Source organism: Porphyrobacter sp. HT-58-2 (assembly GCF_002952215.1).
Lineage (GTDB): Bacteria > Pseudomonadota > Alphaproteobacteria > Sphingomonadales > Sphingomonadaceae > Erythrobacter.
The window spans coordinates 1,724,562-1,739,158 of sequence record NZ_CP022600.1 but is presented as its reverse complement, the minus strand read 5'-3'; the positions used below and the strand labels follow the sequence as shown (position 1 = coordinate 1,739,158).

Annotated in this window: 12 protein-coding genes, 1 tRNA gene and 1 pseudogene; 5 read left to right on the top strand and 9 right to left on the bottom strand. The window is 62.5% G+C overall.

The features are described 5' to 3' along the window. Position 1: 1 nt before the first annotated feature. Both secD and yajC read right to left on the bottom strand, forming a co-directional pair. The gene (gene secD / locus CHX26_RS08260; protein ID WP_104941953.1) at positions 2 to 1,600 is read right to left on the bottom strand and encodes a protein translocase subunit SecD; all 1,599 of its coding nucleotides are present in this window, start codon (positions 1,598 to 1,600) and stop codon (positions 2 to 4) included. Between the two features lie 57 nt (positions 1,601 to 1,657). After that, positions 1,658 to 1,984 (bottom strand): preprotein translocase subunit YajC, encoded by a 327-nt coding sequence (yajC, locus tag CHX26_RS08255; RefSeq protein ID WP_104941952.1) that lies wholly within the window; start codon positions 1,982 to 1,984, stop codon positions 1,658 to 1,660. Between the two features lie 197 nt (positions 1,985 to 2,181). On the opposite strand from yajC, the gene CHX26_RS08250 reads away from it, so the two are divergent. Further along, positions 2,182 to 2,258: transfer RNA gene (locus tag CHX26_RS08250), tRNA-Pro, on the top strand. Between the two features lie 99 nt (positions 2,259 to 2,357). Here the strand turns inward: CHX26_RS08250 and CHX26_RS08245 are convergent. The 4 genes from CHX26_RS08245 to CHX26_RS08230 form a co-directional block, all read right to left on the bottom strand. Continuing rightward, positions 2,358 to 3,188 (bottom strand): 23S rRNA (adenine(2030)-N(6))-methyltransferase RlmJ, encoded by an 831-nt coding sequence (locus CHX26_RS08245; protein WP_104941951.1) that lies wholly within the window; start codon positions 3,186 to 3,188, stop codon positions 2,358 to 2,360. After that, positions 3,185 to 3,733: a pseudouridine synthase gene (locus CHX26_RS08240; RefSeq protein WP_104941950.1), complete on the bottom strand. Its 549-nt coding sequence runs from the start codon at positions 3,731 to 3,733 to the stop codon at positions 3,185 to 3,187. Before CHX26_RS08240 ends, CHX26_RS08245 begins: the two co-directional genes overlap by 4 nt. Positions 3,734 to 3,807: 74 nt before the next feature. Beyond that, complete coding sequence (locus tag CHX26_RS08235; RefSeq protein ID WP_104941949.1) at positions 3,808 to 5,226, bottom strand: MFS transporter; 1,419 nt, start codon at positions 5,224 to 5,226, stop codon at positions 3,808 to 3,810. Then, positions 5,223 to 5,987 carry a hypothetical protein gene (locus CHX26_RS08230; RefSeq protein ID WP_104941948.1) on the bottom strand — a complete coding sequence of 255 codons (765 nt, stop codon included), beginning with the start codon at positions 5,985 to 5,987 and terminating at the stop codon, positions 5,223 to 5,225. Before CHX26_RS08230 ends, CHX26_RS08235 begins: the two co-directional genes overlap by 4 nt. A 343-nt stretch (positions 5,988 to 6,330) precedes the next feature. Between CHX26_RS08230 and CHX26_RS08225 the strand changes: the two genes are divergently transcribed. From CHX26_RS08225 to CHX26_RS08210, 4 genes are all read left to right on the top strand, one after another. Beyond that, a complete protein-coding gene (locus CHX26_RS08225) occupies positions 6,331 to 7,533 on the top strand; it encodes an IS256 family transposase (protein ID WP_104941947.1) in 1,203 nt (400 codons plus the stop codon). A 244-nt stretch (positions 7,534 to 7,777) separates the two neighbouring features. After that, positions 7,778 to 8,161 (top strand): hypothetical protein, encoded by a 384-nt coding sequence (locus CHX26_RS08220; RefSeq protein ID WP_146107682.1) that lies wholly within the window; start codon positions 7,778 to 7,780, stop codon positions 8,159 to 8,161. Between the two features lie 57 nt (positions 8,162 to 8,218). Beyond that, positions 8,219 to 10,084, top strand: coding sequence for a M23 family metallopeptidase (locus CHX26_RS08215; protein WP_104941945.1), 1,866 nt, complete (start codon positions 8,219 to 8,221; stop codon positions 10,082 to 10,084). 99 nt (positions 10,085 to 10,183) lie between these two features. Then, complete coding sequence (locus CHX26_RS08210) at positions 10,184 to 11,191, top strand: XdhC family protein (RefSeq protein ID WP_104941944.1); 1,008 nt, start codon at positions 10,184 to 10,186, stop codon at positions 11,189 to 11,191. A 23-nt stretch (positions 11,192 to 11,214) separates the two neighbouring features. Here CHX26_RS08210 and CHX26_RS16075 read toward each other — a convergent pair. The 3 genes and pseudogenes from CHX26_RS16075 to CHX26_RS08195 all read right to left on the bottom strand — a co-directional run. Then, positions 11,215 to 11,712, bottom strand: a pseudogene (locus CHX26_RS16075) (nucleotidyltransferase family protein); the annotation flags it as partial. Between the two features lie 10 nt (positions 11,713 to 11,722). Next, a complete protein-coding gene (locus CHX26_RS08200) occupies positions 11,723 to 13,990 on the bottom strand; it encodes a xanthine dehydrogenase family protein molybdopterin-binding subunit (RefSeq protein WP_104943342.1) in 2,268 nt (755 codons plus the stop codon). Further along, the gene (locus tag CHX26_RS08195; RefSeq protein ID WP_172449902.1) at positions 13,990 to 14,505 is read right to left on the bottom strand and encodes a (2Fe-2S)-binding protein; all 516 of its coding nucleotides are present in this window, start codon (positions 14,503 to 14,505) and stop codon (positions 13,990 to 13,992) included. Before CHX26_RS08195 ends, CHX26_RS08200 begins: the two co-directional genes overlap by 1 nt. Positions 14,506 to 14,597: the final 92 nt, after the last annotated feature.

The window sequence follows — 14,597 nt, the reverse complement described above, 5'->3', positions numbered from 1 at the left end:
CTCAGATGGTGATATCGGCGGGGCGGTTGCGGCGCAGCCACCCGGCGACGAACATGCGGGTCAGGGTGACGCCGGTAAAGACCGAGGTGATGATGCCGATGATCAGCACCACCGCGAAGCCCTTGACCGGCCCTGAACCGAAGGCGAACAGCGCCAGACCGGAAATGACGTTGGTGAGGTTGGCGTCCCAGATCGCGCGGCTGGCTTCCTTGTAGCCGGTCTCGACCGCAGCGATGACCTTGCGCCCCCTCGCCCGCTCCTCGCGGATACGCTCGTTGATCAGCACGTTGGCATCAACCGCCGCGCCGATGGTGATGACAAAGCCTGCGATCCCCGGCAGGGTCAGCGTAAACCCGCCAAGCGCCATGATCCCCAGCAGCATCAGCACGTTGAGCACCAGCGCAGCGGTCGCATAGACGCCAAAGCGGCCATAGGAGGCGACCATAAGCGCAATTACCGCAAGGCTGCCGATACCCATGGCGAGCAAGCCCTTGCGGATCGAATCCGCGCCCAGATCCGGGCCGACAGTCCGTTCCTCGACCACCGCCAGCGGCACCGGCAGCGCGCCCGAACGCAGCGAAATCGCCAGGTTGTTGGCGCTTTCTGCGGTGAAGCTGCCGGAAATGCGGGCCTGTCCACCCAGAATCGGTTCGTTGATATTGGGCGCCGACAGCACCTGACCATCGAGGATGATGGCGAACGGCTTGCCCACGTTCTCGGTCGTCAGCTTGGCAAACTTGGTACCGCCCTGCGCATCGAAGGTGATGTTGACGATGTTCTGACCGGTCTGCGGATCGACGCTGGCCTGCGCTCCGGTGAGGCTGTCACCACGGATCCCGCCAAGGCGGCGCACCGCCTCGAACCCGCCTGATTGCGGCGTGCCGGGCGCATAGGGATAGATCTCGCTGCCCGCAGGCGCGATCCCGGCCTGCACGTTTTCGGGCAAGGCGTTGAGATCGACCAGCTTGAATTCGAGCTGCGCGGTCTGGCCGAGCAGATCGCGCAGCGCATCGGGATCTTCAAGCCCCGGCACCTGCACCACGATGCGGGTATCGCCCTGCCGGATGATCGTCGGCTCGCGGGTGCCGAGTTCGTCGATCCGGCGGCGCACGACCTCGGTGGCGCTGACCATGGCATCATCGATCGCCTGATCAACCCCGGCATCGGTCTGCGTGAGCACGATCCGCTGTCCGTCGACCACCGCCAGATCCCATTCGCGGGTCACGGTCGCGCCCTGCATCACCGGCTCGATCAGCCCGCGCGCCCGGTCGATATCGCCGGCATCGTTGAGCATGAAGGAGAGCTGCCCGTTCGCGGTCGACACATCGCCGATGCGGATGCGCGGCTTGGCATTGCGCATCAACTGGCGGACGGTTTCTTCCATGTTCGTCAGCCGCTGAACGCGCACGTCATCAGCCTTGGCCTCAAGGAGCAGGTGCGAACCGCCGGCAAGGTCAAGCCCGAGGTTGACCTGCGGATTGGGCAAGGCGGCAGGCCAGTCCAGCCCCGAAACATTGAACAGCGACGGCAGCGACAGCACGGCGAAGGCCAGTGTCACTCCCCAGAGCCAGAGCTTTTTCCAAAGCGGGAATTCGAGCATTGCGTCAGGGTCTCACACGCGAGGAACCAGAGTGCGGTTGGCCGGGAGCGAACCGGATCAATCGTTGGCAGGCGTGCCGCCCGGCGGGATGATGTCGCCCAGCGTGGCCTTGATCGCCTTGACCCGGACATTGGTCCCCAGTTCCAGATCGACATAGGTCTCGTCGACCTTGACGACCTTGCCGACCAGCCCGCCCGCGGTGACGACCTGATCGCCCTTCTTGACGGCAGCGATCTTTTGCTGGTGTTCTTTCTGCCGCTTCATCTGCGGACGGATGATCAGGAACCAGAAGATTGCGATCATGCCGACGATGGGCAGGAAACCAGTCCAAGACGGAGGCGATGCGGCGGCACCAGCCCCGGCGGCGAGAAGGTCGATTGTCATGCGATAAGGCCCGTCAGATCCCGTGAGATAATGCCGGGGCGTTGCCCCGTTGCGTTCAAGTGGGCGCGCCTAGCAGCAATGCAAGTGAGCCGCAATCATGGCGCGGAAATGCGTTGTGAACCGGCCACACCAGACTTTGCATGAAAGCGGCTTGCAACCCCCGTCCCTCCCCCCTATAGGCCCCGCTCCACTGGTGACGGGACGTAGCGCAGCCTGGTAGCGCATCACACTGGGGGTGTGGGGGTCGGAGGTTCGAATCCTCTCGTCCCGACCAGTGGACAAAGGGCCTGAATGGCACTTTTCGAACACCTTCCGGACATTTTCGATGAGGTAGCGCGCGCAGGGCGAAGCCGGACGGCTGTGCGCGACCGGCTTATGCGTTCAACCAGTCCGCCGTGAGCTTGCCCCTTTGCCCTTCCGGCGCAAGGCACGCGCGAAGGGCCTCGAGCAAGAGCGGCAGGCCTTGCGTAAAGGCATAGGGCGGATTGACGAAGAACAGCCCCGCGCCGTTGAAGGTGCCGGGCTGATCCGTGTCGTAGAGCCAATGCTCCACATTCAGGAATTTCGGGATACCCGTCTGGCGCAACTTGCTCTTCCACCGCTCATGCGCTGCGCGGTCTTTCAGCGGATACCAGATCACCGTCACGCCATGCGCCCATTTGCGATGCGCGGCGGAAAGGGTTGCGGTGATCCGCGTGCGTTCATCAGTCTGCTCGTAGGGCGGGTCGACCACCACCAGCCCGCGCGGGGTGCGAGTGGGCAGCATCGCCAGCCACAGCTCATAGGCATCGCGCTGATGCACGGCGGCGGACGTCCCGCGCATCGCGCTGCGCAGGGCGTTAATGTCTTCGGGATGCTTTTCGTTGAGGATCAGGACGTCCTGCTCGCGCAGCAACTGTGCCAGAATGCGCGGGCTTCCCGGATAGAGGCGCGGCTCTTTCCCCTCATTCACTGCCAGCACCGCGGCGCGGTAGTCGTCCAGCAGCGGGTTCGTATCGGCAAAGGTGCGCAACACGCCCTGCGTTGCTTCACCGGTGCGCCGGGCCTCCTCGCCGCCAAGATCATACAGCCCGCAGCCGGCATGGGTATCGACCAGCGTCAGCGCGGAAGGCTTCAACTGCAAGGCCCTCACAAGCGCAATCAGCAGCGCATGCTTGACCACATCGGCGCTGTTGCCGGCATGAAAGGAATGACGATAATTCATGCGGATAACTCTATAAACTGTCCCGGCATGACCCCTGCCAAAGTCCAGTCGCCGATCGACCAGCGCACCAGCCGCAAGGTGGGAAGCCCTACCGCGGCCGTCATCCGGCGCACCTGCCGGTTGCGCCCTTCTCGGATCGTGAGTTTGAGCCAGCTGTCAGGCACGGACTTGCGCACGCGGATCGGCGGATCGCGCGGCCACAGGGCTGGTTCGTCAATGCGCGATGCCTCAGCCGGCAGGGTCATGCCATCCTTCAGCCGCACGCCCTTGCGCAAGGCCTCCAGCTGCGCCTCCTGCGGATCGCCTTCGACCTGCACGAAATAGGTCTTGGGCAGCTTGAAACGCGGATCGGCAATGCGCGCTTGCAGCCGCCCATCATCAGTCAGCAGCAGCAGCCCCTCGCTGTCACGGTCAAGCCGCCCGGCGGGGTAGACGCCCTTCATCGTGATGAAATCCGACAAGGTAGCCCGCTCCGTGGGCGATCCACGGTCGGTGAATTGCGACAATACGCCGAAGGGCTTGTTGAACAGGAGCAGCCGAGCCATGCCGCGTCCATATCGCCGGAATGCAGCCATGTCTCCAGCCCCGTTCCGCGGCCAGACAGGCTGAACCTCATGGCTCAGGACAGGGCTGAATTCCGGGATTCCCTTGCGGCACGTTTGCGCAGGATCGTCACTAGCCTTGCGTGATTGCGGGCATCAAGGGAGTAGTGTCCGATCACGAGGACGGCGATCAATATGAAGGCGGCCGGGACAAGTGTCATGACCGCCTTTAGGTCGGCAAGTGTCGCCGCCGATTGTTCGACATTGGGGCGATAACCGATCAGGTCGAGCAACATTCCGGCAAGCGCAACGGCAAGACCATAGCTCGCCTTTTGCGCAAAACTCATGATGCCGAAGGTTGGAGATTCGACCCGCAGGCCGCTTCGCACCTCGCCATATTCAACCGTGTCGGGCAGCGCCGACCAGAAGCTGAGATAGCCAGCCGCCGCTCCCGTTCCCACCAAGGCTACCAGGCCTACCACGACCCAGACCGTCTCGAACGGATTGAGAAACAGCAGCACTGAGCCAGTGATCGAGCAGATGGCCCCGACACGCCAGACGAAACGTTTCGAGGTGTGCAACGTGAGCACAGCCCATAGCGGCGTGGCGATGAGGATGATCAGCGAATTGGCTGCAAACGCCATGCCCACCGCTGCCTCATCACCGAGCGTATACTTGAAGTAATAGACGAGCGTCTTGCTGCTGATGACCCCGCCAAGCGTGGCACACATCGTCGCCGCGAGCACGATCAGGAACGGCCTGTTGTGCCGCAGCACCCCAAGCGCTTGTCGCAAGGATACCGTCATAGCCTGTCGCGGCCGCGCGCGGCCTTCGTTGATGCGGCAACTGACTGTCAGCAGGAATGGCAGCGAAAGCACCCCGTAAAGAGTTGCAGTGAGGAAGAACCCTCTGGCCGCATCGCCCTGCCCGAAGAAGGACACCAGTTTGAGGGTGGAATATCCGACAAACGCGCTGCCGATGGTCGCCAGCGAAATCCGCCAGGCTGACAAGGCATTCCTGACACGCGAGGAATCGGTCATGCTCGATGCAAGTGCGCTGTAGGGGATATTCGCGATCGTGTAGGCTGTGCGAAACAGGATCTGCACGGCCAGCGCGTAGGCGATCAACGCAATGCCATCGAGCCCCGGATCATGAAACAGCAGCATCATGGAAAGACATAGCGGCACTGCCCCGGCCGCGATGAAAGGGCGATAACTTCCCCAGCGCGTGCGGGTTCGCTGGGCGATGATCCCCATGACCGGATCGGTGACCGCATCCCACAGCATCGCGAGCAGAAATACCAGACCGGCAGCAGTCGCCGGGATCCCAAGGACATCGGTGTAATAGTACAAAATGTACAGGCTGACGGTGGTCCAATAGAGATTAAAGCCCAGATCGCCGCTGCCATAAGCCGCAGCCTGCCATTGATCGACCCGCTCCAGCGGTGCCTTGATGGCCACTGATGCCGCACTCTCCCCCGCTTCCGGCTGCTTCATCCGGCAAACACCAGGGCAACTTCGGGATCGTCGAAAAGATCAAGCTGGGCATCGAAAGGGTGAAGGCTTGCAATCCGGAATTCAGCCGCGCTGGGGCCGAAGAACGTCCTGAATTCGACAGGCAGCTTCGACGCTCTCGGCTTTGCGGACTGCACCGCGCCGTTTTCATGCACCAACGTCAATTCCGAAGGCCGCGAGATGATGGATCCGAAAGGTCTCCAAAGGCCGTCGGCATTGGTCTTGCGGCGGTAAGAAATATGATAGGCGCGCGGCCAGTCGCGTTGGTCTTCATTGGTTACGCCGAGCCGGAACGTGACATAGGAATTGATCGCCGCGCACGCATCATGCTCGAAATCGCGCGAAGACCATGTCTTGCCATAGTACAATTCGGCCAGATGGTTGTCAGGCCAGTGCTGTGCCGGCTGCAATAGCCGCGTTAGCGACCGGAAACCGCCGACATTGAGCCCTGCGAGCATGATCGCCTGACGGAAGCGGCCAAAATTCTTGGCAAAGGCGCTGCGTTCAAAATCCATCAGGGCGATCGGATCTGCATCAAGAGCTCCGAAAAAGCCGAAGAACGAGTTCTCGTGCTTGGGCATCCCTTCCGCAAGCCACTTGTAGACCGTTTTGAGGCTGCGTGGATCGACGCCCTGCGCGCGGTCACTCCGGCGCGCCTTCCACTCATCGACGAAGTTTTCGATGCCACCGAACTGCTCGTTGAAGAGAAAGCGCACCTGAACCGTGTCGACAAAAAAACGCACGACAGCCCCCTAGTTTCTTCGTCCTGTTCTTCACCAGATTCAAGTCACGGGCAACTGGTGCCATTCTCGGTTTTTTAGACAAAAGCGAGAAATGCGCCGTTTCCTCCAAGTTATCCCTGACATGTCGACTCGTTTCAGGTCGTCAAGGGATGGAGGAATCATTGCTGCTGCCAATGCGCTGGGCTGGGTCGTGTCCCCGGCCGTGGTGTAGGTTCTGAGGGTTAGCGCTGCTGGCTGGCTGCGCGCTTTCGATATAGCGCTGTAGCAGCCAGCCAGCAGCGCGGGTGGTCACCGCAGTTTTCGGATAGGTTTGGGTTGCGAAGCTCGAACCTGGAGAACCACGATGACCGATTCCTTGATGCACTTGCGCGCGCTGGTCGAGAAGGCCCCCGACGCGGATATTTTGCGCGACATGATCTCGTTTGCCGCCGGGCGGTTGATGGAGATGGAGGTTGGCGGGCTGACAGGCGCTGGCCACGGTGAGAAGTCCGCTGATCGGCTTGTCCAGCGCAACGGCTATCGCGAACGCGACTGGCAGACGCGCGCTGGCACGGTAGAGCTGCGCATCCCCAAGCTTCGCAAAGGCAGTTACTTCCCCGGCTTCCTCGAGCCACGCCGGATGGCCGAACGGGCGCTGACGGCGGTGATCCAGGAAGCCTATGTGCACGGTATCTCGACCCGCTCGGTCGATGATCTGGTCAAGGCGCTGGGCATGGATGGCATTTCGAAGAGCCAGGTCAGCCGCCTGTGCGAAGAGCTCGACGAGAAGGTGAACGCCTTCCTTGATCGCCCGATCGAGGGCGACTGGCCCTACCTTTGGATCGACGCCACCTATGTCAAAGTCCGTCAGAATGGCCGGATCGTATCGGTTGCGGTTATCATCGCGGTCGGCGTCAACAGCGATGGACGCCGCGAGGTGCTGGGCATGGATATCGGGCCGTCGGAGGCCGAACCCTTCTGGACTGCGTTCCTGCGCAAACTGACGCGCCGAGGGCTGCGCGGGGTGAAGCTGGTAATCTCCGATGCGCACGAAGGCATCAAGGCGGCTGTCTCCAAGCTGCTGTGTGCTACATGGCAACGCTGCCGTGTCCACTTCATGCGCAATGCGCTGGCCCATGCCGGAAAGAGCGGTCGGCGCGTCGTGTCCGCGTTCATCGGCACCGCCTTCGCACAGGAAACGCCCGAGGCGGCCAGTCAGCAATGGCGCTCCGTTGCCGACCAGATGCGCCCAAAACTGCCAAAGCTCGCCGCTTTGATGGACGATGCCGAGCCTGACGTGCTGGCCTACATGACGTTCCCAAAGGAGCATCGGGCCAAGTTACACAGCACGAATCCCATCGAACGTTTAAACGGCGAAATCAAACGCCGCACCGAAGTCGTCGGGATCTTCCCCAACGAGGGCGCGATCAACCGCCTGATCGGCGCGATCCTCATGGAACAATCCGACGAATGGGCTGTCCAGCGGGCACGCTACATGACACTTGAAACCATGGCGCCAGTCAGCGACAATCCCATCGTCATGCTGTCAGCTGTGCCTGGCGCATGACCGGCTCAAACCGATGCCGAAATCGGCGGTAGCCCAGATAAGCTACACCACGCCGTGGGACACGATCCTGGGCTGCCGTGCGCGCCATGCCGACCTCTCATCACGCTATCGCAATATGTCACCAATGTAAGTCCGCACCAATCCAGGCGTTGCAAGGACGCGCAGCATGAGATTGTAAAATAATGAAAAAGCTCATAAAAATTTAATAAATACAACAAAGTAATCATTCTTAGGGGATATTCCGATGGACGCCATCAAGAAGTACGTTGCCGCAGGGCCATCTTTTGTAATTCTCTACCTCCTACTGATGTTTCCGACCTACGTGCTTCCTTATTTCGGATCGAACTCAGCTGTGGTGAATGCCGGTCTGGCGGCCGCGGATGCCATGGCTGGCGGCGGGAACGGTCTGAACATCCTGATGTTTGTGCATCTGGCCTGCCTGGGTGGACTGGTGCTCATCAGCTGGCTGCGCGGCGCCGTCGTCGATAAGGGCTGGCTGGTCATCTTCCCAATTCTTGCCGCTGTTTTCGATATGGTACCGGGCCTCAACTGGATCCCGCTTATCCCCACTGGGATGCATCTTGCTGCAATCATCGTCGGCGTCTCGTCGAAGAGCGTCACGCAGTAGCCTCGCCCACATCGAGACCATCTGGGCCGCAGTCACCGCCGAAGCAGAAGGAAATGCATGATGAAGTGGGGACTCGGCCTTGGATGTCTCGTGGCGGGCATGCTCAGCGCCGCTCCAGCGTCAGCAAACACCGATCAGTTACTGCAAGTCACGGATATTGTCCCGAATGGTCGGGAGGGGCAATTCCTGCACGGGACCTATCCGTCCTGGGGCGACCGCACGCATGCCGGGGTGGACATTCCTGCACCGTGCAAGACCTCGACCGTGCTGGCATGGCGCGACGGTATCGTCATCGACGTCATCGACAGCAAGAAGGATCCCAACTTCAAGAGCCTCGGTTACATGGTCATCATCGATCATGGGGACGTGGACTTGCTCGGGAAGCGAACCTTTTCCTCGTATTTCCATCTCAACGATGCGCCCAAACGTGCAGACGGGCGCAAGCTCGCAATCAATGAAAGGGTGGGAAAGGCCGAGCAGATCGGCCTTGTCGGTGAAACCGGCGCCGCGCAGGGCTGTCACCTGCACTTCGAACTTCGCCATTTTCCGAGCCGTTTCAGTCCCGATTGGCTGAACATCTACGGTTCGGGTGACAGGCGCTCATCCGCCGAGTTTCTGCGCGACTGGACCGATCCCTTCCGCAAGACTGCGCCGCCACGGCAAGGCGGCATCGCAAAAGACACGGGGCCTGAAGGTCCCACTGTGAGCGTGCGGGTGACGTCGGCGGCAAGAGAGCGTAACAAGCCGTCGACTACCGGCTCGACAATCTTGCGGACATTGCCTGCCGGAACCGTCATCGAAGGCACCTGGGTGACCGGTACCGACGGGGAAAGCCGTTGGCTCAGAACCGGCAGAAATGGTTTCGTATGGGACGGCAACCTGTCGCAGGAACGCGCTCCGGTGCAGGTCGTGGCCGAAGCGCCGGTCAGGGCGGGCTTCCTGCGGGTCCACGAGCTATCCGCGACACCCGTCAAGGGAACCTTGAGTTTCGATGAGCCGCTCAAGTTGCTGTCGGACACTCCGCAGTGCAACAAGGCCCAAAAATCACTCGTGAAAAAGCTCTCCAAGCCGGACGCCGCCTGTGTAGGGGCGATAACGACAGCCGGTTTCGACGGGATTTTTTCGCAGAACTGGCTGATGTCGGAAGCTGCACCGGGGCCGTATCAGTTTATCTGGCGAAGCGTTCCGGCTGGCGACATCGCGGCCGTTACGGGCGGTGCAGTATCTGCCTTCGAGGACCTGGCCGGCAACCTTGTAATTGTGTCATCTGAAGCGCGGGATCGCACCAAGTCTGCCAACCTGCCCTATGTCCTGTACAAGATTGAAGGTGGCCGACTGGTGGCCAAGACGACACGCAATTTCGCCAAGGGTGACGCTCCTTCAGACCGTAACCGGCGCGATTTCTTGGCTGCCGTCGAAAAGGCGCGGGCGGACCGTGCAGCAGAGCAGCAACGCCGCGAGCAAGCCCGGCTCGCAGCGCAGGCCAATGCTGCGGCAGCTCCGGCGCGGCCGACCTCGACAAGATCGACAAGCACGCAAAGCAACAATCCCAATTGCCAATTCGCCCGGTGGTCGGGGGTCATCGAAAACGTCGGCGACATGTTCCTTTGCGATGAGGCCCGAGCGATCGAGTTCTTTGCATCGGGCGCGCAAGTGTTGTTTCGGCCATCGAGCATTGCTTTCAATGGCGGAAAATATGTCGCCACCATGAAGGTCACCGCCTCGGACGTCAGACGCTCGAACGAACGGATGCAGCGAAACTTCAACTGGAATGACTGGATGAATGTGACGCAGAACATCGCTTCTCCCACGACCGTTGTCTGTCATTTTGCGAGGCCGGCGATCCGTAGCGGAGAGCAGCGCGTGGTGACGGCGACCCTTGAAAGCTACAATCGCGGCCGGGTCGTGCTGAACTGTTCATAGGCACGATGTGATACGGCGTGGGTTTGGCAAGCGATTGCGCGCCGTGATTGCGCGGGCTAGGCTGGGGGTCTGACGTCATTCTCGAAAGCCCGCCTTGTCATGAGCCGCTGGCGTCTCAACGCCCCGATCGACGATATTCGCGAGGCTTTGCTGGCCTCCCCGGCTTTGCCTCAGCACTTTGCTATCGCCACGCTAATTGCGGTCGACGGGTCTGCGCCGCGCGATGTCGGGTCGCAGATGCTGATCACCGACACCGCACACTGGGGCTTCCTGTCAGGTGGCTGCATCGAGGATGATGTCGCCCGCCACGCCCGTATGGCAATGGCAAAGGGTGCGCCGCGCCTGCTGCGCTATGGCGAAGGAAGTCCGTGGATCGACATTCGCCTCGCCTGCGGATCGGGAATCACGGTGCTGGTGGAGCCCGTCATGGCCGATGAACCCGCCGTGTCTGCCCTGCTCGATGCGTGGCACGCGCGCCGCGCGGTGCTGTTGTGGAGCGATGGCACGACCCGCCACGCCGAAGCCGCTGGCGAAACGCCCCCTCAAGATCAATGGGACGGAGCACGCTACTCCCGCCTGTACACGCCGCCCCTGCGGCTGGTGATCATCGGAGAGGACGGCGCAGCGCTGACTGCCGTGACACTGGCACGCGAACTGGGCTGGAAAGCGGTGCTTGTCACTCCCGGTGGGCCGGATGTCGCGCCTTTCCCCGGCATCGCCTATCACCGTGGCGATGTTACGGACGCGCTGGCAGAAATCGGGATCGACCGCTGGACCGCTATCGCGGTGCTCTCGCACGACCGCGAAGATGACGAACGCGGTCTTGCCGCAGCCCTCGGGAGCGAGGCCTTCTATGTCGGAGCGATCGGTGCGCGGGCGCGGCTGGAAGGCCGGCTTGTGCGGCTGCGCGGCCATGGTGTGCGCGAGGCTAATCTGACGCGGCTGCGCGCCCCGATCGGGCTTTACGGGTTCGGCAAGGCTCCGCGCGATGTCGCACTTTCGCTGATCGCCGAGGTCTCACAGGCGTTCCACGCTGCAATGGCGGCTGCGAGGTCGTCCGGTGTGTCGATGTCGAGCAGCACGCCCCTGTCGGCGTTATCGCAATAGGCCACGTCGCTGCGGCCTTTGAGCATGGCGGCCGCGCCTTCATCGCCGATCAGCCCGGCGAGGTCGGCAAAGGCCACGCGGGCAAAGGCGACCGGATGGCCGGGCTTGCCCTCGAACCTGGGGCGCGCGGCGTAGCCTGCCGTTTCAGCCGCTGCCACCAAGGGGCGGCATAACCCAACCGGCACCATCGGCATATCGCCGAGGAACACGCAGACCCCTATTGCCTCGGGCGCCAGCGCCGCAACCCCGGCCCTCAGGCTTGCGGCCATGCCCTCGGCCCAGTCGGGGGCGTGGCTTATGGACACATCGACACCCGCAAGCGCGCGTCTGATCGATGCATCTCCGGCCCCGGTGATGGCGATCACCTCGGCAAATCCTGCGCCAAGAACACGGTCCGCCACCCGGCGGATTACCGGCGCGCCGGCGAGGTCCGCGAGCAACTTGCCCCCGCCCCCCTCGCTGCCGAAGCGTCGCCCTGCCCCACCGGCAAGGATCAGCGCCGACCAGCCTTCCAGCGTCAAGCCTTGACCCCTAAGCCTTGGCCTGTGTCAGCACCGGCAGGTTGCGGATACGCTTGCCCGTCACCGCCGCAATCGCATTGGCGAGCGCGGGCGAGGCAGGCGGCAGGCCGGGTTCACCGATGCCGCCGGTCTTGGCCCCGCTTTCGATGAAATGCACATCAACCACCGGCGGCGCGTCAGCGAGCTTGAGGATCGGGTAATCGGTGAAATTGCTCTCCACCACCGCGCCACCTTCGATCGTGACCTGCTCGCCGAGCGCGGACGAAAGCCCCATGATGAGGCCGCCCGCAATCTGCGCTTCGGCGTTGACGGGGCTCACCGTCGTGCCGCAATCGACCACTGCAAAGGCCTTGAGCACCTTGGGTGAGCCATCATCCTTGATGCTCACCTCGACGACTTCGGCAACGATGGTGCCGAAACTTTCGACGATGGCAATGCCGCGCCCCACACCATCAGGCAGAGGCGAGCCCCAACCGGACCGCTTGGCCACTTCATCGAGCACTGTCACATGGCGGGAGCCTTCCGGCAGGTGCTTGCGCCGGAACTGGTAAGGATCCTCCCCGGCTGTTGCCGCAAGTTCATCCATGAAGCTTTCGGTGTAGAAGCCCAATTGCGTGGCGTTGACCGAGCGCCACGGCCCGTCGATCTGGTTCGACTGATAGGCAAAATGGCGGCGGGAGGTGGCCGGGATCGCATAGATGAACGGAACTTCACCCTCTGCATTGCCGCTCTGGGCGTAGTCGATCCGCAGCGCGGTAATCTGCCCGTCCTTAATCGCGGCTTTGAGGCCAGCTGATGATTGCGGACGATAGGTGCCGTGACCCACCTCCTCCTCGCGGCTCCAGATCAGCTTGACGGGGTATGGCACCTGCTTGGCCACCAGCGCGACCTGATCGATGATTTCGACCAGATCGGGGAAACGCCGCCCAAACCCGCCGCCCATGATCATCGGATTGAAGATCACGTCATCGACATCCAGCCCGGCAGCCTTCGCCGCCTTGGTGCGGGTACTGAGCGGGTCTTGCAGACCTCCCCACAGATGGAGCTGGCCTTCCTTGAAATGGCCGGTCAGTGCAAAGGGCTCCATCATTGCATGGTGCAGGAAGGGCACGCGGTATTCGGCCTCGACGACCTTGGCGCCAGCCGCCCCGAACGCCGCCTCGACATCGCCCTCGCCGCCTTCATTGTCGGGCTTTTCGGCGGTCTGGCGCAGCTTGGCCTGGGCCGCATAGATCGCTGCGGTCGATACCCCGCCGTTGCCACCATCGGAGAATTTCGGTGAAAGCGCCTGCAGACCCTTGAGCGCAGGCCAGTAGCCCTTGCCGATCACCACCACCGCATCAGGCAGCTTCACGACCTTTTCAACGCCCTTTACGGCGAGCGCTGGGGCCTCATCCACACTTTCCAGCGTGCCGCCCCGCACTGGAGCTGCGGCAATGGTGGCCACCCGCATGTCGGGCAAGGCGAAGTCGATCCCATAGACGGCGCTGCCATCGACCTTGGCCGGAATGTCGCGCCGGGCAACAGGCTTGCCGATGAGCTTCCACTGGTCGCGGGTCTTGAGCACCGGATCGCTTTCCAGCGAGCGTCCGGCCGCGCCTGCCGCGAGTTCACCATAACGCAGCGACTTGCCCGACGTGGCATGCGTGACGACACTTTCGGCAGTCGTGAGTTCGTTGGCCGGAACACCGAGCCGGTCAGCCGCTTCGGCGACCAGCGCCGTACGCACCGCCGCGCCGGTCTTGCGCATCCCGACTTCGCCGGTGAAGCGCACTGCCGACGATCCGCCGGTAATCTGCAAGGGCATCGAGCGTGCCATCATGCCGACGATTGCATCAGGCACGAGCCCGGCCATGCTCTCGCCGACCATCTCGGGCAGGAAGCCCTTGGCCAACGCGGCATTGGCAAAGGCAAGGTCGGCAGGAGCCTGTTCGATCGTGACCTTGTCCCATGCCGCATCGAGTTCGTCCGCAAGCATCGCGGCAAGCGCCGTGTGCGAACCCTGACCCATGTCGATATGCGGCGAATAGACCGTTACCGTGTCATCCTCGGCAATCTTCATCCAGGTGAGGAAGGCGTGTTCGCCCGGCCCTTGGGTCAGGGCCTTGGCCTTGGACTTCGCATCGCGGTCGATCCACCACACGCCAAACACGCCGCCGCCCACCAGCAAGGCGGAACCGGCGAGGAAAATGCGGCGCTTGAGCCCCTTCTTCCTGGGCTTGGCCTCAGGTGCCTGGGTTTCCGGCAGGTCAAGATCGGGGGCGGGATTGTCTGCCATCATGCCTCTCCCGTCTGGGCCGCGGCCCGGCCTGTTGCGGCAAGGATCGCCTGGCGGATGCGCGGATAGGTACCGCAGCGACAGATATTGGTCATCGCCTCGTCGATCTGCTCATCAGAAGGCGTACCGACCTTTTCGATCAGTGCCACCGCGGCCATGATCTGGCCTGACTGGCAATAGCCGCATTGCGGCACTTGCGCGTCTATCCACGCCTGCTGAACCCGGTGAAGCGTGCCGTCGGCACCCTTGAGGCCTTCGATCGTGGTCACCCCCTTGCCCGCAACCTCGCCCACCGGGAGACTGCACGAGCGAGTGATGGCACCGTCGACATGCACCGAGCACGCCCCGCAGGCCGCGACGCCGCATCCGAATTTGGTGCCGGTCATGCCCAGATCGTCACGCAGCACCCACAGGAGCGGCGTGTCGGCTTCGGCCTCGACGCTGACCGGCTTGCCGTTTACGGAAAATGCGATTGCCACAGACGGCTCCCCCGCTGGTTGAAACGCGTCCTCCATAGCAACCGATCGGCGCATTCGCCATGGGCAAGACGCCCCCCTCGCAATTCCGCAAGGCAGCGACCAAACCCGTTGGTCGAAGCCGGTTGCCG